16 protein-coding genes are annotated in these 20058 nt (G+C 69.9%); 2 read left to right on the forward strand and 14 right to left on the reverse strand.

The window, feature by feature from the left end; all coding sequences use genetic code 11:
- Positions 1-28: 28 nt before the first annotated feature.
- From ACZ56L_RS14655 to folC, 9 genes are all read right to left on the reverse strand, one after another.
- The gene (locus tag ACZ56L_RS14655) at positions 29-1540 is read right to left on the reverse strand and encodes a CYTH and CHAD domain-containing protein (RefSeq protein ID WP_471064214.1); all 1512 of its coding nucleotides are present in this window, start codon (positions 1538-1540) and stop codon (positions 29-31) included.
- A gap of 46 nt (positions 1541-1586) precedes the next feature.
- A complete protein-coding gene (rodA, locus tag ACZ56L_RS14660) occupies positions 1587-2789 on the reverse strand; it encodes a rod shape-determining protein RodA (protein ID WP_471064216.1) in 1203 nt (400 codons plus the stop codon).
- Between the two features lie 2 nt (positions 2790-2791).
- Entirely contained in the window at positions 2792-5014 is a 2223-nt protein-coding gene (mrdA, locus tag ACZ56L_RS14665) for a penicillin-binding protein 2 (RefSeq protein ID WP_345223002.1), read from the reverse strand.
- The gene (gene mreD, locus ACZ56L_RS14670) at positions 5011-5676 is read right to left on the reverse strand and encodes a rod shape-determining protein MreD (protein ID WP_345223000.1); all 666 of its coding nucleotides are present in this window, start codon (positions 5674-5676) and stop codon (positions 5011-5013) included. Before mreD ends, mrdA begins: the two co-directional genes overlap by 4 nt.
- Before the next feature lie 19 nt (positions 5677-5695).
- Positions 5696-6793, reverse strand: a complete 1098-nt coding sequence (gene mreC, locus ACZ56L_RS14675; RefSeq protein WP_468686148.1) for a rod shape-determining protein MreC — start codon at positions 6791-6793, stop codon at positions 5696-5698.
- Between the two features lie 145 nt (positions 6794-6938).
- Entirely contained in the window at positions 6939-7958 is a 1020-nt protein-coding gene (locus ACZ56L_RS14680) for a rod shape-determining protein (protein ID WP_345222996.1), read from the reverse strand.
- A gap of 342 nt (positions 7959-8300) precedes the next feature.
- The gene (gene ndk / locus ACZ56L_RS14685) at positions 8301-8714 is read right to left on the reverse strand and encodes a nucleoside-diphosphate kinase (RefSeq protein ID WP_345222994.1); all 414 of its coding nucleotides are present in this window, start codon (positions 8712-8714) and stop codon (positions 8301-8303) included.
- Between the two features lie 101 nt (positions 8715-8815).
- Positions 8816-9160 (reverse strand): DUF4233 domain-containing protein, encoded by a 345-nt coding sequence (locus ACZ56L_RS14690; RefSeq protein ID WP_471064220.1) that lies wholly within the window; start codon positions 9158-9160, stop codon positions 8816-8818.
- A 9-nt stretch (positions 9161-9169) separates the two neighbouring features.
- The gene (gene folC / locus ACZ56L_RS14695; RefSeq protein ID WP_345222989.1) at positions 9170-10684 is read right to left on the reverse strand and encodes a bifunctional tetrahydrofolate synthase/dihydrofolate synthase; all 1515 of its coding nucleotides are present in this window, start codon (positions 10682-10684) and stop codon (positions 9170-9172) included.
- A 215-nt stretch (positions 10685-10899) separates the two neighbouring features.
- Between folC and ACZ56L_RS14700 the strand changes: the two genes are divergently transcribed.
- Positions 10900-11928, forward strand: coding sequence for a rod shape-determining protein (locus tag ACZ56L_RS14700; RefSeq protein WP_471064686.1), 1029 nt, complete (start codon positions 10900-10902; stop codon positions 11926-11928).
- Between the two features lie 58 nt (positions 11929-11986).
- On the opposite strand, the gene ACZ56L_RS14705 is transcribed toward ACZ56L_RS14700, so the two are convergent.
- Positions 11987-13153, reverse strand: a complete 1167-nt coding sequence (locus ACZ56L_RS14705; RefSeq protein WP_401761342.1) for a sensor histidine kinase — start codon at positions 13151-13153, stop codon at positions 11987-11989.
- 206 nt (positions 13154-13359) lie between these two features.
- Positions 13360-15981 carry a valine--tRNA ligase gene (locus ACZ56L_RS14710; protein ID WP_471064223.1) on the reverse strand — a complete coding sequence of 874 codons (2622 nt, stop codon included), beginning with the start codon at positions 15979-15981 and terminating at the stop codon, positions 13360-13362.
- Positions 15982-16119: 138 nt separating this feature from the next.
- On the opposite strand from ACZ56L_RS14710, the gene ACZ56L_RS14715 reads away from it, so the two are divergent.
- Positions 16120-17076 (forward strand): hypothetical protein, encoded by a 957-nt coding sequence (locus tag ACZ56L_RS14715; protein ID WP_345222978.1) that lies wholly within the window; start codon positions 16120-16122, stop codon positions 17074-17076.
- Positions 17077-17151: 75 nt separating this feature from the next.
- On the opposite strand, the gene clpX is transcribed toward ACZ56L_RS14715, so the two are convergent.
- The 3 genes from clpX to ACZ56L_RS14730 all read right to left on the reverse strand — a co-directional run bounded on the left by clpX (position 17152) and on the right by ACZ56L_RS14730 (position 19973).
- A complete protein-coding gene (gene clpX / locus ACZ56L_RS14720; protein WP_345222976.1) occupies positions 17152-18447 on the reverse strand; it encodes an ATP-dependent Clp protease ATP-binding subunit ClpX in 1296 nt (431 codons plus the stop codon).
- Positions 18448-18626: 179 nt separating this feature from the next.
- Positions 18627-19307 (reverse strand): ATP-dependent Clp protease proteolytic subunit, encoded by a 681-nt coding sequence (locus ACZ56L_RS14725; RefSeq protein WP_345226465.1) that lies wholly within the window; start codon positions 19305-19307, stop codon positions 18627-18629.
- Positions 19308-19355: 48 nt separating this feature from the next.
- Positions 19356-19973 (reverse strand): ATP-dependent Clp protease proteolytic subunit, encoded by a 618-nt coding sequence (locus ACZ56L_RS14730; protein WP_380837040.1) that lies wholly within the window; start codon positions 19971-19973, stop codon positions 19356-19358.
- Positions 19974-20058 lie beyond the last annotated feature (85 nt).

Here is a 20058-nt window from a genome sequence, read left to right on the forward strand (position 1 = left end):
CCCCGCGGGACCCCCCGGCCCGGCCGGGTCACACCCCCGGCACCCTCCGCCACGCCTCCGGGAGCTCCCGTTCGCGGTCCGCGGCGCGGGCCTCCTCCTGGCCGTACAGCAGGCCCCACACGAAGGACGGCTCCCCCGCCGCGTGGGCCTGGACGGCCAGGTTCCGCAGCTCGGCGCGGGCGACCACGCTGTCCTGGTGGTCGCCGAGCACGCTCTGCACCTCCTTGACCCTCCTGCGGAGCTTGTTCGCGGGTTTGCCGAGTGCCGGGCGGGCCGACTCCGCGGCGTAGCGCAGCCGTTTGGCGGCCTTGCGGGCCTCGTGGAGGGCGAGGTCGCGCTCCGGGCCCGGCGGGAGCGCGAGGGCGTGCTCGGTGCGGTCGGCGAGCCGGGCGTGGTCCTTGACCAGGGCCTTGTGCAGGACGGCGGCCGCGTCCCGGCCCGCGGCGGGGCGCAGCGGCGGCGCGGCGAGGAAGGCGTCCAGGGAGCGCAGGAGCTCCAGGTAGCGGCGGCTGTCGAGGACGGCGAGGGTGCGGCGGCGGGAGCCGCTGCGGCGGGCGACGGACCAGATGCGCAGGCGGCCGCGCACCGGACCCAGCAGGAGGGTGCGCGGGAGGGCGGTCAGCCGGGCGAGGAGGCGGTCGGCGAGGACTTCCTGGTCGCGGTCGACACCGAGTTCGGCCGCCAGCCACTTGAGCTCGTCGCCGAGCGGGTCGGTGACGGTGCGGTCGAGGACGGTGCGGTACGTCTTGAACGCGCTGCGCAGGCGCCGGGTGGCGACCCGGAGCTGGTGCACGGAGTCGGGGAGGTCGCGGCGCACGGCGGGGTCGTGGACGGCCATGGCCTCGATCTGGTCGCGGAGGTACGCCAGGACGTGGCCGCCCGCGCTGTCGTCGTCCCGCACCGCGCGGGGCTCGGGGCCGCCGCCGGTCTCGGCGAGGGCGCGCGCCAGTTTGGAGGGGGAGGCGGAGGGCCGTACGCCCGCCTTGCGGAGTTTCTTGTCGACGGCGTCCAGGAAGGCGGGGTCGCCGCCGTCGGCGAGCTCGATCTCGATCTCCGTGAAGGAGGTGCGGGCGTCGCCGCCGTCGAGGCGCTGCGCCGTCACGGTGTCGAGGCCGGCTTCGGCGAGGAGTTCTCCCGCTGCGTCCCGCAGGTGCCACACATGGCGCGTGGACCGCAGTCGTACGGTCGCCAGCAGGGGTTCTCCCAGGGTGCGCGCCCGCACCAGGGCCGACAGGGTGCGCGGCACGTCGTCGGTGTCGGTGAGGGGGGCGTGGATCTCGTCCCGTACGTTCGGGGCGACGGGCAGTTTGAGGTGCCAGCCTGCGTCCTCGCCGCCGGTGCGCCGGCGCAGGGTGATGCCGTGGGCGGCCAGTGCCAGGGCGGCTGTGTCGTAGTAGACGGCGTCCAGGTGAACGACGCCCCGGTCCTGGACGGAGGCGACCCCGGCCACCTTGGTGAAGTCGGGCGGCCGGGGTTCGCTGTCGGTGTCGGTCGGAGTGGCTTCGTACTTTCGCTCGATCTCGCGCTTGGTGTCCGCCATGACATGAATCTAGACGCAGCGGCCGGTCCCAAACAGGGGCGCGCTGTTACGCGGTGACGGGCCGTTGCACATGGATGGACTGCAGGAGTCCGATCGCCACCCAGACGGCGAACATGGACGAGCCTCCGTAGGAGACGAACGGCAGCGGAAGTCCGGCGACCGGCATGATGCCCAGCGTCATGCCGATGTTCTCGAAGGACTGGAAGGCGAACCAGGCGATGATGCCGGCGGCGACGATGGTGCCGTAGAGCTCGGTGGTCTCCCGGGCGATGCGGCAGGCCCGCCACAGGACGACGCCGAGCAGGACGAGGACGGCGCCGGCGCCGAGGAAGCCGAGTTCCTCTCCGGCGACGGTGAAGACGAAGTCCGTCTGCTGTTCGGGGACGAACTGTCCGGTTGTCTGGGAGCCCTTGAAGAGTCCGGTGCCGGTGAGTCCGCCGGAGCCGATCGCGATGCGCGCCTGGTTGGTGTTGTAGCCGACGCCGGCGGGGTCGAGGTCGGGGTTGGCGAACGCGGCGAAGCGGTTGATCTGGTACTCGTCCAGGAGGCCGAGGACGGCGACCAGGACGGCGCCGAGCACGCCCGCGCCGACCAGGCCGAAGATCCACCGGTTGGAGGCTCCGGAGGCCAGCAGCACACCCAGGATGATCATGGCGATGACCATGACCGAGCCGAGGTCCGGCATCAGCATGATGATCAGGATCGGGACGACCGCCAGGCCCAGCGACTTGAGCACGGTGCGGTGGTCGGGATGGTCCTGGTCGCCGGCGTCGACCCGGGCGGCGAGCATCATCGCCATGCCCAGGATGATCGTGATCTTCGTGAACTCGGACGGCTGGAGGGAGAAGCCGCCGCCGATGACGATCCACGCGTGGGCGCCGTTGACGGTGGCGCCGAGCGGAGTGAGCACGGCGACCACGAGGAGCACCGAGAGCCCGTAGAGGATCGGCACCGCGCCGCGCAGGGTGCGGTGGCCCAGCCAGATCGTGCCGATCATCAGCGCGACCCCTATGCCGGTGTTCATGAGGTGGCGGAGGAGGAAGTAGTACGGGTCGCCGTGGTTGAGGGTGTCGCGGTTGCGGGTCGCCGACCACACCAGCAGCGCGCCGAGCCCGGACAGGGCGAGCGACGACAGCAGCAGGGGCCAGTCGAGGCGGCGCAGGACGGAGTCGCGTGCGGTCAGCCTGGCCAGCGTGCCGCGCTCGGGTGCGTAGCGCTGGACGGAGAAGCCGTGGGTGCTGCCTGCCATGGTCAGTCACCCACCCTCTGCACGCCGGCGCCGCGGCCGGCGGGGTTGCCGCCCCTGGTGCCGGGGTTGGCGGGCGGGGGGCCGGCGACGCCCTCCGGCGCGACGGGCTCGTCGGGCGCGGGGACGTAGGGCTTGATCTCGGGTGCGTCGATGGAGCCGTCCGCCTGGATCGTGGGGAGGTTCTTCTGCGGCTGCGGCAGAAGCGCCTTCTTCGGGTCGTACTTGCCGGCCATGTCGAGTCCGTACAGCGCGTTGTAGATCTTGCGCACGGCGGGTCCGGAAGCACCGGAGCCGGTGCCGCCCTGCGAGATCGTCATGACGACGGAGTAGTCCTTGGTGTACGTGGCGAACCAGGAGGTCGTCTGCTTGCCGTAGACCTCCGCGGTACCCGTCTTGGCGTGCATCGGGATCTTGTCCTGGGGCCAGCCCTGGAACCTCCAGGCGGCCGTTCCCCGGGTGGCGACTCCCGCGAGGGCGCCGTCTATCAGCTTGTGGGTGCTCGCGTTCATCGGGAGCCGGCCCTGCGTCTTCGGCTTGATCTCCGTGACCTTCTTGCCGTCGGCGCTGATGACGGCCTTGCCGACGGAGGGGGTGTGCACGGTGCCGCCGTTGGCGATGCTCGCGTAGATGGACGCCATCTGGATGGGGGTGACGAGGGTGTCGCCCTGTCCGATGGAGTAGTTGACGGAGTCACCGGCGCGCATCCGGTTGCCGTCGATGCAGTTCTCGAAGGCGATCTTCTCGACGAAGGAGCCGTCCTTCTTGCCCTGCTTGCACCAGGCGTCCTTGTTGGCCGCCCAGAACTTCTGCTTCCACTGGCGGTCGGGGACGCGGCCGGGGACCTCGTTGGGCAGGTCGATGCCGGTCTCCTTGCCGAGGCCGAACTGGTGGGCGGTCTTGTAGAACCAGTCCTTGGCGTCCTTCTTCGGCTTGGTGCCGCCGTCGCGCTGCCACTGCTGGTGGGCGAGGGCGTAGTAGACGGTGTCGCAGGAGACTTCGAGGGCGCCGCCGAGGCTGATGTTGCCGTGGCCCTTGGACTCGTAGTTGGTGAAGGTCTGGCCGCCGATGGAGTACGAGCTGGGGCAGGGGTAGCTGCCGTTGAAGTCGTACCCGGCGTTGACGGCGGCGGTCGTCGGGATCACCTTGAAGATGGAGCCGGGGGCGGCCTGCGCCTGGATGGCCCGGTTGAGGAGCGGGAAGTTGGAGTCCTTGCCGGTGAGCGCGGCGTAGTCCTTGCCGGAGATGCCGCCGACCCAGGCGTTGGGGTCGTAGGTGGGGTTGGACGCCATCGCGACGACGCGGCCGGTCCTGGACTCCATGACGACGACGGCGCCGGCGTCGGCCTTGTAGTTGGTGCCGGTGTTCTTGTCGAGGGCCTTGCGGGCTTCCTTCATGGCGGCGAGGAGTTCGTACTCGGCGACGGCCTGGACGCGGGCGTCGATGCTGGTGACGACGTTCGCGCCGGGCTCGGCCTTGTCGGCCTTCGCGCGGCCGATGACGCGGCCGAGGTTGTCGACCTCGTAGCGGGTGACACCGGCCTTGCCGCGCAGTTCACGGTCGTACGTGCGCTCCAGGCCGGAGCGTCCCACCTGATCGGAGCGCAGGTACGGGGAGTCGCTGTCCTTGGCCTTCTCGATCTCGGCGTCGGTGACGGGCGAGAGGTAGCCGAGCACCTGCGCGGTGTTGGCCTTGCCGGGGGCGGCGTAACGGCGTACGGCGGTGGGTTCGGCGGTGATGCCGGGGAAGTCCTCGGCGCGCTCGCGGATCTGGAGGGCCTGCTGCGTGGTGGCCTTGTTGGTGACCGGGATCGGCTGGTAGGGCGAGCCGTTCCAGCAGGGCTGGGGCGTCTTGGAGTCGCACAGGCGCACCTTGTCGGTGACGTCCTTGGGCTGCATGTCCAGGACGTCGGCGAGCCGGGTGAGGACGGCCTTGCCGTCGTCCTTCATCTTCATCAGCTCGGTGCGGGACGCGGAGACGACGAGTTTGGTCTCGTTGTCGGCCAGGGGGACGCCGCGGGCGTCGAGGATGGAGCCGCGGACGGCGGGCTGCACGACCTGCTGGACGTGGTTGTTCTTGGCCTCGTCGGTGTACTCCTGGCCGTTGCGGATCTGGAGGTACCACAGGCGCCCGCCGAGGGTGAGCAGCAGGGAGAAGACGAGGACCTGCAGAACGACGAGGCGGATGGTGACGCGGGCGGTGCGCCCGGTCTCGGGGATGTTGCTCACAGGCGCTTCACTCCCTTGATGCGTCCGGCACGCTGGGCGCGGGAGCGGGCGGCGCGCAGCCGCAGGCCGCCCTTCTGCTCGCCGATGCGCAGCCCCGTGCCGCCGGCGAGCCAGCCGGAGGAGACGTCGGAGCCGGAGGAGGAGGATTCGGTGAGGGGGTCGTTCTCGGCGCGGCGGGCGAGCGCCATGATGCCGGGTACGACGAAGGGTGCGAGGAGCAGGTCGTACAGGGCGGCGGTGAACAGCAGTCCGCCGAGGCCGACGTGGCGTGCGGCGCTGTCGCCGACGAGAGCGCCGACTCCGGCGTACAGGAGCGTGGAGCCGAGGGCGGCCCCGACGACCACCAGCATGGGGGCGGTCGCCGAACGCAGTTTGCCGTTCTCGGGCTTGACGAGGCCCGCGAGGTAGCCGATGACGCACAGCACGAGGGCGTAGCGCCCGGCGGCGTGGTCGGCGGGCGGGGCGAGGTCGGCGAGGAGGCCCGCGGCGAAGCCGATGAGGGCGCCGCTGACGTGTCCGTACACGAAGGCGAGGGCGAGGACGACCAGGAGGGTGAGGTCGGGGACGGCGCCGGGGAGCTGGAGTCTGGCGAGGACGGTGACCTGGATGACCAGGGCGACGACCACCAGGGTGGCGGAGAGCAGGATCCGGTTGAAGCGCATCAGGTTCTTCAGCTCCTGGTCACTGGCCGTCGGCGTTGCCGTCGCCGGCGCCGTTGTTGTTGCCGTTGCCGTTGTTGTTCGCGTTGTTGTTGGCGTTGGCATTGCCGTTGTCGTTGGCATTGCCATTGTTGTTGGCGTTGTTGTCGGCGGCGTTTCCGTCGGCGTTGTTGTTGCCGTTGTTCTCGGCGTTGCCGTTGCCATTGTTCTCGCCGGGAGGCTTCGGTGTCACGGTGACGGTGACGGTGGGAGCGGGCGTGGGCTTCTCCGGCAGGACGGTGTCGCGAGGGTCGGTGCGCGGGGCGGCCACGACGACGCCGACGATGTCGAGCTTGGTGAAGCCGACGTAGGGGCGGACGTAGACGGTACGGGTGAGGTCGCCGCCGGAGGGGTCGACGCGGACCACCTCGCCGACCGGGACTCCCGGCACGAAGGGCTTCGCGGCGCGCGAGCCGAACGTCACCAGGCGGTCGCCCGGCTTGACCTTTGCCTTGCCGTTGAGGAACTGGACGCTGAGCGGGCGGTCGCCCTGCCCGGTCGCGAAGCCCAGTTCGTCGCTCTTCTCCATGCGGGTGCCGACGGTGAACTTGGTGTCGTTGGCGAGCAGCACCGTGGAGGTGTGGGGGCCGACGGTGGTGACGCGGCCGACGAGTCCGTCCGCGTTGAGGACGGTCATGTCGCGCTGGATGCCGTCGTTGCTGCCGACGTCGATGGTGACGGTCCAGGAGAAGCCCTGGGCCGCTCCTATGGCGATGACTTCGGCGCCCTTGATGCCGTACTGTCCCGCGCCCGCCTTCTTCAGCATGCCGTCGAGCTGGCGCACCCGGCTCTGGTTGCGGTCGTCGCTGCCCAGGCGCAGCCTCAGTTCCTGGTTGTCCCGCTCCAGGGCTTTGAGCTGATCGTGGTCGTCGCCCGACGCGCGTACGGCGCCGATGGCGTTGCCGATCGGGTCGACGGCGGTGGCGACGCCCTTCTCCACCGGTCCGAAGACGGCGGCGGCGGCCTTGCGGGCTCCGTCGACGGGTGACTGTTCGCCGCCGCGGATGTCCACCGTGATCAGCGCGAACGCTACGGCGATCAGCAGCACCAGGAGCAGCCGGCTCTCTCGTGTGTCCCTCACGTGCGGCGGCCGTGCCTTCCTCGTCGGGAAAATGCGTATGCGTGTATGTCAACGATCCGCCGCACGGGACGACAGGCCCCGTACGGCGGATTCTTCTGCGGTGTCCGGGGCCGGCAGGTGGCCCCGGACGCCGTGGATCAAGCCGTTACCTGCGGGGCTGGGCGTCCAGCACCTGCTGGAGCGCCTCGAACTCCTCCACGCACTTGCCGGCTCCGAGCGCGACGGAGTCCAGCGGGTCCTCCGCGATGTGGATCGGCATGCCGGTCTCGCGGCGCAGCCGCTCGTCGAGGCCGCGCAGCAGGGCGCCGCCACCGGTGAGGACGATGCCGCGGTCCATGACGTCGCCGGAGAGCTCCGGCGGGCACTTGTCGAGCGTCGTCTTCACCGCGTCGACGATCGCGTTGACCGGCTCCTCGATGGCCTTGCGGACCTCGGCCGCGGAGATCACGACGGTCTTCGGCAGACCGGACACGAGGTCGCGGCCGCGGATCTCGGTGTGCTCGTCCTTGTCCAGGTCGAACGCCGAACCGATGGTGATCTTGATCTGTTCGGCGGTCCGCTCACCGAGGAGGAGGGAGTACTCCTTCTTGATGTGCTGGATGATCGCGTTGTCCAGCTCGTCGCCCGCGACGCGGATCGACTGCGCCGTGACGATTCCTCCGAGCGAGATGACGGCGACCTCGGTGGTGCCGCCGCCGATGTCCACGACCATGTTGCCGGTGGCCTCGTGGACGGGCAGGCCCGAGCCGATGGCGGCGGCCATGGGCTCCTCGATGATGTGCACCTGGCGGGCGCCGGCCTGGGTGGACGCCTCGATGACGGCGCGGCGCTCGACTCCGGTGATGCCGGAGGGCACGCAGACCACGACGCGGGGGCGGGCCAGGTAACGGCGCTTGTGGATCTTCAGGATGAAGTAGCGGAGCATCCGCTCGGTGATCTCGAAGTCGGCGATCACGCCGTCCTTCAGGGGCCGTACGGCAACGATGTTGCCCGGCGTACGGCCGATCATCTTCTTTGCCTCGGCGCCGACGGCGAGGATGCCGCCGGTGTTGGTGTTGATGGCGACGACGGAGGGCTCGTTGAGCACGATGCCCTTACCCCTGACGTACACCAGCGTGTTGGCGGTCCCGAGGTCGACAGCCATATCACGGCCGATGAACGACATTGGTTCCCTCTTCTTCCCCATGAGGATGCGTCGGGCCTTCCCGATTGCTGCGTGCGATGGCTTGTATCGGTAGGCGAAGCGGGTGGTGCGCTGGACGGTGCGGGCGCGGTGACTTCCATCGTAGTGCCGCATGTACGGTCACCGCGCGAGGGCCCTGCGCCATTGTGGCCGCCGTCGTGGGCGGAACACGTACCCGCTTCACCCATGGTGACGCCGTGTCGGGGGGATGCGTTCCCTCCGGCGGGACGCATATGCCGAAGGGCGACCGAATTACTTCGGTCGCCCCAGGCGGGCGGCGCTGTTCGGCTGACATTCAGTCAGAAAGTGCGCCGTTTCCTCCGGTCAGACGAGCCCCGGGAAGAACAGCTTCAGCTCGCGCTCGGCGGACTCCTCGGAGTCCGAGGCGTGGATCAGGTTCTCGCGGACGATGGTGCCGAAGTCACCCCGAATGGACCCCGGAGCCGCGGCAATCGGGTCGGTCGGACCGGCCAACTGGCGTACGCCCTCGATGACGCGCTCGCCCTCGACGACGAGAGCGACGATCGGGCCCGAGGACATGAAGGCGACGAGGGGCTCGTAGAAGGGCTTGCCCTTGTGCTCGCCGTAGTGCGCCTCCAGGGTGTCCTGGTCCAGGCTGCGCAGCTCCAGCGCGCTGATCGTCCAGCCGGCCTTGCGCTCGATGCGGCCGATGACCTCGCCAATGAGACCGCGGCGAACGGCGTCGGGCTTGAGAAGGACGAGGGTGCGCTGGGTCACGTGCGGGCTCCTTGGGTGCGTTTCTCGCGGGTGCGGATGCGGTGGTGGGCAGATTACAGGGCCGAACGGGGGACCTGTCACGCACCGTCAGGCCCAGGGGGTCAGGCCTCCGCCTCCGCCTGCGCCGCCCAGCGCGCCTTGGCCTCGTCGATCTTGCGGCCGTAGTGGATGGAGGCCCACCACAGCCCGCCGAAGACCAGGCCGAGGAAGAACATCACCGGCACCCAGAAGCCGCTCACCACGAGCCCGACCTGGAGCGCCCAGCCGAGCTGGAGCCCGCCGGGGCGCGTGATCATTCCGCACAGGAGGACGCAGAGCAGCATCGCGATGCCGCACACCGTCCACACCGTGGCCATGGACAGGTCGTCGGACTTCATCGCGACCAGCCCGGCGAAGCCGATCACGAAGAACTCCCCGACGAGGGTGGAGGCACAGAGCGTACGCATCGCGGGACCTCAGCTCCTGCCCAGCAGCAGCCGGGCCTCTCCGACGGTGATGACGGACCCGGTGACCAGGACGCCGCCGCCGGAGAACTCGCCGTCCTCCTCGGCGAGGGTGATGGCCTCCTCGATGGCGTCGTCGAGGCGCGGTTCGACCTGGACGCGTTCCTCGCCGAAGACCTCGACGGCGAGGGCGGCCAGTTCGTCGACGTCCATGGAGCGCGGGGTGGAGTTCCGGGTGACGACGACCTCGGCGAAGATCGGCTCGAAGGCCTCCAGGAGGCCCCGTACGTCCTTGTCGCCGCTGGCGGCGACGACGCCGATCAGCCGGCTGAAGCTGAACGCCTCGCTGACCGCCTCCGCGGCCGCCCGCGCGCCCGCCGGGTTGTGCGCGGCGTCCAGGACGACGGTGGGGCTGCGGCGGACGACCTCCATGCGGCCCGGGGAGGTCACGGAGGCGAAGGCCTTGCGGATGGTGTCGATGTCCAGGGTGCGGGCGTGGTCGGCGCCGATGCCGAAGAATGCCTCGACGGCGGCGAGCGCGACGGCCGCGTTGTGCGCCTGGTGGGCGCCGTGCAGCGGGAGGAAGACCTCCTCGTACTCGCCGCCGAGGCCGCGCAGGGTGACCAGTTGGCCGCCGACCGCCACCTCGCGGGCCACGACGCCGAACTCCATGCCCTCGCGGGCCACCGTGGCATCCACGCTCACGGCCTTCTTCAGCATGACCTGCGCCGCGTCGACGGGCTGCTGGGCCAGGACGACGGTGGCGTCCTGCTTGACGATCCCGGACTTCTCACCGGCGATCTCGGCGGTCGTGCCGCCGAGGCGGTCGGTGTGGTCCAGGGAGATCGGGGTGACCACGGCGACGGCCGCGTCGATGACGTTGGTGGCGTCCCAGGTGCCGCCCATGCCGACCTCGACGACGGCGACGTCGACGGGTGCGTCGGCGAAGGCCGCGTACGCCATCCCGGTCATGACCTCGAAGAAGGAGAGGCGGTACTCCTGGGCGGCGTCGACCATCTCGACGTACGGCTTGACGTCCTGGTACGTCTCCACGAAGCGCTCGGCGCTGATCGGGAGGCCGTCCAGGCTGATGCGCTCGGTGATCGACTGCACGTGCGGGCTGGTGTAGCGGCCGGTGCGCAGCTCGAAGGCGCCGAACAGGGCCTCGATCATGCGGGCGGTGCTGGTCTTGCCGTTGGTGCCGGTGATGTGGATCGAGGGGTACGCCTTCTGAGGCTCGCCCAGCACGTCCATGAGGGCCGCGATGCGGGTCACCGAGGGTTCGAGTTTGGTCTCGCCCCAGCGGCTCGCGAGTTCGGTCTCGACCTCGCGCAGCGCCTTGTCCACCTCCGGGTCGGCGGGGCGGGTGGGCACGGTGTCGCCGGCGGGGGCGCCGCCGTGGGTGCGCAGGGTGCGGCTGCCCGCCTCGATGACGGCGAGGTCGGGGTCGCGCTCGGTCTCGGCGGCGACGATCTCGGCGAAGGCCTGGTCGTCGGGCTGGTCGTCTGGCTGGGGGAGGTCACTCACCCCGCCAGTCTACGGAGGCGGTACGACAACGTCCCACAGGGACCGCCCCGGTACGGAGCGTGACCGGCGTCCGTGGGCCCGGGGCCTTCGGGCGGCCGCCCCGGGGGCCTTTTATCCCTTCCTTACCAAAGGGGTGTGTGACCCTGGTAGATCACGAATCAGGAGGTTGTCGAGTGAGCGACGAGACCACGCAGGCCCCTGCCGCCCCCGCACGCATCCGCGGCGGGCGGGACAGCCGGGACATCGGCATCGACCTGGGTACGGCGAACACCCTGGTGTACATGCGGGGGCACGGCATCGTCCTCAACGAGCCCTCCGTGGTGGCGGTGAAGGCCGGTTCGACGACGGCGCTGGCCGTCGGCACCGAGGCCAAGGAGACCATCGGGCGCACGCCGGGGTCCATCACGGCGATCCGTCCCCTGCGCGACGGTGTGATCAGCGACTACGAGGCGGCCGAGGAGATGCTCCGGCACTTCGTCCGCAAGGCGGTGCCGGGGCGCCGCCCCCGCACGCGCATGGTGGTGTGCGTGCCGAGCGGGGTGACGCCGGTGGAGCGCCGCGCCATCGTGCACGCGGCCACCAGGGCCGGTGCGCGTGCCGTGCACCTCATCGAGGAGCCCATGGCGGCGGCGATAGGCGCCGGCCTTCCGGTGTCGGACGCCCGGGGTTCGATGGTGGTGGACATCGGCGGCGGCACCACGGAGGTCGCGGTGATCTCGCTGGGCGGCATCGTGACCGCGCAGTCGCTGCGGGTGGGCGGGGACCGGATGGACACCGCGATCACCGACTACGTGCGCAAGGAGCACAAGCTGCTCGTCGGCGAGCGCACCGCCGAGGACATCAAGGTGGCGATCGGTTCGGCGTGGCCGGTGCCGGAGGACCCGGCGATGGAGATGCGCGCCTTCACGATCCGCGGGCGGCAGAAGGTCGGCGGTCTGCCGATGACGCTCGACCTCACGACGCCCGAGGTGCGCGCCGCGCTGGAGGAGCCCGTCGAGGCGATCATCGCGGCAGTGCGCGCGACGCTGGAGGAGTGCCCGCCCGAACTGTCCGGCGACATCATGGAGCACGGGATCGTGCTCACCGGCGGTGGCGCCCTGCTGCCGGGCCTGGACCTGCGGATCGCGGCGGCGACCGGCATCCCGGTGCACGTCGCGGACAACCCGCTGGACTGCGTGGCGATCGGGTCCGGCAAGTGCGTGGAGGACTTCGACAACCTCCAGAAACTCCTGAAGGCCAGCTAGGCGGATTGTTGAACGATCCCGCGGAGGGGCCGGACGTCCGTCCGTCGCTCGGGAAGACTCACACCCCGGCGGGAAGGGTCGCGAGGACGCGGTACTTCCCGTCGTGGTGTCCGGCCCGGAGGGTGCCGCCCATGGACTCCACCCGCTCCCCCATGGAGAAGGTGCCGGTGCCGGCGGAGACGGGTTCCTTCGCGGGGACGGCGCTGGGCAGGTCGTTGCACACCTCGATGCTCAGATGGACGCCGTCGAGGGCGATCCGTACCCGGACCTCCTGGCCCGGCGCGTGCTTGACCGCGTTGGTCAGGCACTCCTGCACGACCCGGTAGACGGCGGCCTGCCGCAGCGGCGACAGGGCGCCCGCCCGGCCGTCGATGTCCAGGACCACCGGGCTGCCCGCCCGTTCGCCCTCGGACGCCAGCACGGCGAGTCCGTCGATGCCGGGGGTGGCGTCGTTCTCGCGGGCGCGCTGCACGATGATCTCGTTGAGGATGCGGTGCGCCTTGCGGGCGGTGTCGGAGAGCTCGTCGAAGTCCTTCTGGTGGGCCTCGCCCCTAGCCCGGACGGCCAGCACCTCGGCCCGTACCGCGAGCAGCGTCAGTTCCCGCCCCACGAAGTCGTGCACGTCCCGCGCCACCGACAGCCGCTCCTGCTGCACGGCCTGCAGGGCGGCGGTGCGCCCCCGCTGGACCTCCAGTTCCCGTACGAGGTCCTGCCGGTTGGCGGCGACGCCCACACCGGCCGCGAGCACCCCGATGGGCACGATGAGGCTGAGGAACTCCGTGAGGGTGTCGGCCTGCTTCTCGGGCCACCGCTGGAGCAGGAACAGCACATAGGCGAAGCCCACGTACCCCAGCGTCGCCAGGGCGGCGGCGGCCCGCCCCCGGTAGCGGCCGATCTTGTAGAGGGCGAACTGCATCAGGGTGAGCTCGTGCAGCCAGCCCAGCAGCGCGAGCGCGACGACGTACGGGATCCAGGGGAAGCGCCGGCGCAGCAGCAGGGAGGCCGCCCCGAGCGCGAGCACGAGGGTGGCGGAGACGCGGTTGAGGGAGTTGTCCGCCTCGGCGAGGCCGGGGACGTCCAGCAGCATCAGGGCGAAGCAGATCAGCGGGACCAGCAGGTCCAGGGCGTGCCGGTGGACGGTGCGGGCGTCCAGCCAGTGCCGGCCCGCCGCCCAGGCCCGGTGTACCGGCGAGGCGGTGGGCTTGTCGTGCATACGCTCCATCATGCCTGGGTCTTTCGACCCGGTTCGACGGCCTTGGCGCCTTTACCCGCGTGACCTGCGGCACCCCGGGAGCGAAGGGCGCCGGCGGAGAGCGTTTCCGCGGTGTGGCGTACGGAGAGAGCCCGGGGGCACCGCGCGTTGCGCGTGGTGCCCCCGGGCTCTTCCCTGACGTGCGCGGCCCCGTGCGCACCGCGCGCCGGGAGCTCCGCCTACTGCTGCGGCAGTGCCTCGATCTGCGCGGTGATGCGCGCGATGTCGGCCTCGGCCTTGGCCAGGCGGCCGCGGATCTTGCCCACGACGTTGTCGGGGGCCTTCGCGAGGAATGCCTCGTTGCCGAGCTTGGCGTTGGCCTGGACGACCTCCTTCTCGGCGGCCTGCAGGTCCTTGGTGAGGCGCTTGCGCTCGGCGGCGACGTCGATGGTGCCGGAGAGGTCCAGGGCGACCGTGGCACCGGCGACGGGCAGCGAGGCGGTGGCGTGGAAGCCCTCGCCGGCCGGCTGGAGGCGCAGGAGCTGGCGGATGGCGGCCTCGTGCGGGGCGAGCGCCGTGCCGTCCAGGGTGAGCCGGGCGGGGACCTTCTGGCCGGGCTGGAGGCCCTGGTCGGAGCGGAACCGGCGGACCTCGGTGACGACCTGCTGGACGAGCTCGATCTCCTGCTCGGCGGCGGTGTCCCGGAAGCCCGAGTCCGTCGGCCAGTCGGCGACGACGAGGGACTCGCCGCCCGTGAGGGTCGTCCACAGCGTCTCGGTGACGAAGGGGACGACCGGGTGGAGCAGGCGCAGGGTGACGTCCAGGACCTCGCCCAGGACCCGCGCGGAGACCTTGGCCTGCTCGCCCTCGGCGAAGAACGTCGTCTTGGACAGCTCGACGTACCAGTCGAAGACCTCGTCCCACGCGAAGTGGAACAGGGCGTCGGAGAGCTTCGCGAACTGGTAGTCGTCGTAGAGCGCGTCGACCTGGGCGACGACCGTGTTGAGGCGGGACAGGATCCAGCGGTCGGTGGCCGTCATCCGCTCGGGGGCCGGGAGCTCGCCCTCGACGGTCGCGCCGTTCATCAGCGCGAAGCGGGTCGCGTTCCAGATCTTGTTGGCGAAGTTGCGGGACCCCTGGACCCAGTCCTCGCCGATCGGCACGTCGACGCCCGGGTTGGCGCCGCGGGCCAGGGTGAAGCGGACGGCGTCGGAGCCGTACTTGTCCATCCAGTCCAGCGGGTTGACGACGTTGCCGAAGGACTTCGACATCTTCTTGCCGTTCTCGTCACGGACCATGCCGTGGAAGGCGATGGTGCGGAACGGGACGTCGTCCATGGCGTACAGGCCGAACATCATCATCCGGGCGACCCAGAAGAACATCAGGTCGTAGCCGGTGACCAGGACGGAGTTCGGATAGAACTTCTCCAGCGACTCCGTCCGCTCCGGCCAACCCATGGTCGAGAACGGCCACAGTCCGGAGGAGAACCAGGTGTCGAGGACGTCGGTGTCCTGGTGCCAGCCCTCGCCTGCGGGCACCTCGTCGTCCGGGCCGACGCAGACCATCTCGCCGTTCGGGCCGTGCCAGACGGGGATGCGGTGGCCCCACCAGAGCTGGCGCGAGATGCACCAGTCGTTGAGGTTGTCGACCCAGTCGAAGTAGCGCTGGGTCAGCTCGGCGGGGTGGATGTCGACGCGGCCGTCGCGGACGGCGTCGCCGGCCGCCTTGGCGAGCGTCTCGACCTTGACCCACCACTGCATCGACAGGCGGGGCTCCAGCGTCGTCTTGCAGCGGGAGCAGTGGCCGACGGAGTGGACGTACGGGCGCTTCTCGGCGACGATCCGGCCGTCCGCGCGCAGGGCGGCGACGATCGCGGAGCGCGCCTCGAAGCGGTCCAGGCCCTGGAAGGGGCCGGGAGTGATGATGACGCCGCGCTCGTCGAGGACCTGGATGGTCTCCAGGTCGTGGCGCTGGCCGATGGCGAAGTCGTTCGGGTCGTGCGCGGGGGTGACCTTGACGGCGCCCGTGCCGAACTCCGGGTCGACGTGCGTGTCGGCGACGACGGGAATGCTGCGGTCGGTCAGCGGCAGCTTGATCTGCTTGCCGATGAGGCGGGCGTACCGCTCGTCGTCGGGGTGGACGGCGACGGCGGTGTCGCCGAGCATCGTCTCGGCGCGGGTGGTGGCGACGACGATGGTGTCCTCGCCCTCGCCGTACGTCATGGAGACGAGCTCGCCGTCGTCGTCCTGGTAGTCGACCTCGATGTCGGAGATGGCCGTCAGACAGCGCGGGCACCAGTTGATGATGCGCTCGGCGCGGTAGATGAGGCCGTCGTCGTACATCTTCTTGAAGACGGTCTGGACGGCCCTGGAGAGGCCCTCGTCCATGGTGAAGCGCTCGCGGTCCCAGGCGACGCCGTCGCCGAGGCGGCGCATCTGGCCGGAGATCTGGCCGCCGGACTCCTCCTTCCACTGCCAGACGCGCTCGACGAACGCCTCGCGGCCCAGGTCGTGACGGGACTTGCCGTCCTTGGCGAGCTCGCGCTCGACGACGTTCTGGGTGGCGATGCCCGCGTGGTCCATGCCCGGCTGCCACAGCGTCTCGTAGCCCTGCATCCGCTTGCGGCGGGTGAGGGCGTCGATCAGCGTGTGCTCGAAGGCGTGGCCCAGGTGCAGGGAGCCGGTGACGTTGGGCGGGGGGATGACGACGGTGTACGCGGGCTTGTCGCTCTTCGCGTCGGCGGTGAAGTAACCGCGTTCTACCCAGCGCTCGTACAGCGGCCCCTCTACGGCGGCCGGCGTGTAGGTCGTCGGCAATGCGTCGGTGGCTGCGGGCTGCGGAGTCTGAGAGTTCTCGGTCACGCGGCCAGTTTAAGGGCCCCGGAGCACCGCTCCGAAACGCGTTTCTTTGGTAACAGTGCGGCCCCCGGAAGCCCTGTTGTCACACCCGTCCGAGAGGATGTCCGCGACGCATCAGCATCTGGAGGGGGAACCCGGCACATGAGCTACAACCAGCCCGGCCCGTACGGCGGCCAGCAGCCGCAGCAGCCGAATCCGTACGGCGGCCAGCCCGGCCCCTACGGTCAGCCGCCGCAGGGCCAGCCTGGTTACGGCTACCCGCAGCAGGCCCCGCCGCCGCAGGGGTACGGGTACCCCCAGCAGCCCCAGCAGCCCTACGGCCAGCAGCCGCCCCCGTACGGCCAGCAGCCCCCGTACGGCCAGCCGCCGCAGGCCCCGTACGGGCAGCAGCCGTACCCCGGTGGCCCGGAGCCGAAGAAGAAGAAGACGGGCCTGATCGTGGGGCTGGCGGTGGTGGTGCTGGCGGCGGCGGGCGCGGGGGCGTACTTCGCGTTCTTCAACGGCATCTCGGACGACGGGCCGCACAAGCTGGTCGCGCAGGAGAAGGTGTTCGGCGGCACGTACTCGAAGATGCTGAAGACCGACGGAACGTCGAAGGACAGCAAGTCCGTCGAGGAGTACACCGCGGCCGGTGTCGCCGACCCGCAGCCGGTGTCCATGCTCTACTCCGACGTGGACACGTCCAAGCTGAGCCCGACGGACCCCGGCACGCTCGAAAAGCTGAAGGCGGTCAAGACCGTCAACTTCAACGGCGCCTACGGCACGATCAAGGATCCGGAGAAGGCGCTGGACAACTTCTTCGCGAAGCTGAAGGCCGACTCCGACAAGAACGCCGCCGAGAAGAAGGACACCGTCAAGCTGCTGGGCAGCCCGCAGGACATGAGCCCGAGCTCGCTCGACAACGCGCTCATGCGGTGCCAGGCCGCCGAGAGCAAGAACAAGCAGACCGGGGCGCTCGTCCCCAGCACCCTCTGTGTCTGGGCGGACTACAGCACGATCGCCGGGGGCTCCGCCTCGGCGGCGCAGCAGGGGCTGAGCATGGAGGAGACCGCCGAGCAGGTCGCCAAGCTCCGCAATGAGGTCCGCGTCAAGAAGTAGCGGCCGTACGTACGCGAAGGGGCCCGCCCAGTGGATTCCACCGGGCGGGCCCCTTCGTACGTACGAGGACGAGACCTACGCCGACTTCTCGTGCCGCCCGTCGTTCTTGCCGATGATGCGCGGCTCCCGCGGCACCAGCGTCGGGTTCACGTTCGAGTGGACGACCTCCTCGGTGATGACCACGCGGGCGACGTCCTTGCGGGACGGCACCTCGTACATCACCGACTGGAGGACCTCCTCCATGATCGCGCGCAGGCCGCGCGCGCCCGTGCCGCGCAGGATCGCCTGGTCGGCGATGGCCTCCAGGGCGGGGAGGTCGAAGTCCAGCTCGACGCCGTCGAGTTCGAAGAGGCGCTGGTACTGCTTGACCAGGGCGTTGCGCGGCTCGATGAGGATCTTCAGGAGTGCCTCGCGGTCCAGGTTGTGGACCGAGGTGATCACGGGGAGGCGGCCGATGAACTCGGGGATCATCCCGAACTTCACCAGGTCCTCCGGCATGATCTCCGAGAACTGGTCGCTGGCCTGGATCTCGCGCTTGGAGCGGATCGTCGCGCCGAAGCCGATGCCCTTGGCGCCGGCCCGGGACTCGATGATCTTCTCCAGTCCGGAGAAGGCGCCGCCCACGATGAACAGCACGTTCGTCGTGTCGATCTGGATGAACTCCTGGTGCGGGTGCTTGCGCCCGCCCTGCGGAGGCACCGAGGCCGTGGTGCCTTCGAGGATCTTCAGGAGTGCCTGCTGCACGCCCTCGCCGCTGACGTCGCGGGTGATCGACGGGTTCTCGCTCTTGCGGGCGACCTTGTCGATCTCGTCGATGTAGATGATCCCGGTCTCGGCCTTCTTGACGTCGTAGTCGGCCGCCTGGATCAGCTTCAGGAGGATGTTCTCGACGTCCTCGCCGACGTAACCGGCCTCGGTGAGGGCGGTGGCGTCGGCGATGGCGAACGGGACGTTCAGCATGCGCGCCAGGGTCTGCGCGAGCAGCGTCTTGCCGGAGCCGGTGGGGCCCAGCAGCAGGATGTTGGACTTGGCGAGCTCGATCGCGTCCTCGCGACCCGCGCCGCCGCCGTTCTCACCGGCCTGGACGCGCTTGTAGTGGTTGTAGACCGCCACCGAGAGGGCCTTCTTCGCGGGCTCCTGCCCGACGACGTACCCCTCCAGGAACTCGTAGATCTCGCGAGGCTTGGGCAGTTCCTCCCAGCGGACCTCGCTCGTCTCGGCGAGCTCCTCCTCGATGATCTCGTTGCAGAGGTCGATGCACTCGTCGCAGATGTACACACCGGGACCTGCGATGAGCTTCTTCACCTGCTTCTGGCTCTTTCCGCAGAACGAGCACTTGAGCAGGTCTCCGCCGTCACCGATGCGTGCCACGAGGTGAATCCCCTTCGCCTGGGAGCCGCCGGGTGCAGCGACTCCTGGTGCCTCAATCTTCGACGGTACCTTGCCTGACCCCCCGTTCGGGCCCCCCTTGGCACGGTTCACGCGTACGCGGACGTGGTGTGGACGGTGCCAAGGGGTGGGCAGGACCCGTTACTTCACAGTAGGGGCACTCAGGCCGCAGCCGCTGCCGTGCTCTTGCGCGTCGAGACGATCTGGTCGACCAGGCCGTACGCCAGGGCGTCCTCGGCCGTGAGGATCTTGTCGCGCTCGATGTCCTCGCTGATCTTCTCGATCGGCGTGGTGGAGTGCTTGGCGAGCAGCTCCTCCAGCTGGGTCCGCATGCGCAGGATCTCGTTGGCCGCGATCTCCAGGTCGGAGAGCTGCTCGCGGCCGGTCTGCGAGGACGGCTGGTGGATCAGCACCCGGGCGTTGGGCAGCGCCATGCGCTTGCCCGGCGTGCCGGCGGCGAGCAGGACGGCGGCGGCGGAGGCCGCCTGGCCCATGCAGACCGTCTGGATGTCGGGCTTCACGAACTGCATCGTGTCGTAGATCGCGGTGAGCGCCGTGAAGGAGCCGCCGGGCGAGTTGATGTAGATCGAGATGTCGCGGTCGGGGTCCATCGACTCCAGGCACAGCAGCTGCGCCATGACGTCGTTGGCGGAGGCGTCGTCGATCTGCACGCCGAGGAAGATCACGCGCTCCTCGAAGAGCTTCGCGTACGGGTCGTACTCGCGCACGCCCTGCGAGGTGCGCTCGACGAAGCGGGGAACGATGTAGCGGTTGTCCACCTGCGGACCCGTGTACAGGCCGTTGGCAGGGGCGGAGAAGTTGCTCATGGGGGTGTTCACCATCCTGGTGGCGTTCATGGGGCGAGGTTGCGGAGCAGTGGCAGGCGGGGCTCAGGCCCCGGTGCCGCCGCCGCCCGGAACACCCGAAGCAGCGGAGATGATCTCGTCGATGAGGCCGTAGTCCTTGGCCTCCTCGGCCGTGTACCAGCGGTCGCGGTCGCCGTCGCGGATGATCGTCTCGACGGTCTGGCCGGAGTGCCGGGCGGTGATCTCCGCCATGCGCTTCTTCGTACGCAGCAGGTACTCGGCCTGGATCTTGATGTCCGAGGCCGTGCCGCCGATGCCGGCCGAGCCCTGGTGCATCAGGATGTCGGTGTTGGGCAGCGCGAAGCGCTTGCCGGGGGCGCCGCCGGTCAGCAGGAACTGGCCCATGGAGGCCGCCATTCCCATGCCGATCGTGACGACGTCGTTCGGGATGTACTGCATGGTGTCGTAGACCGCCATGCCCGCCGTGACCGAACCGCCAGGGCTGTTGATGTAGAGGTAGATGTCCTTCTCCGGCTCGGCGGCCAGGAGGAGCAGCTGCGCCGTGATCTTGTTGGCGATGTCGTCGTCGACCTGCTGGCCGAGGAAGATGATGCGCTCGCCCAGAAGTCGGCTGTAGACCTGGTCGCCGAGGCCTCCACCGAGGGACGGCTCGCCGGCGGCGTAGGGCATCAGATTCGTCACGTATTCCACCTGCTCGTCTCTGACGGCTCCGGCCGTCTCAGCGTCTTCGTACGGGGGGTCGGGTGTCCCACCCAACCCGCCTACT

The sequence above is a fragment of the Streptomyces sp. NPDC039736 genome (assembly GCF_055596485.1).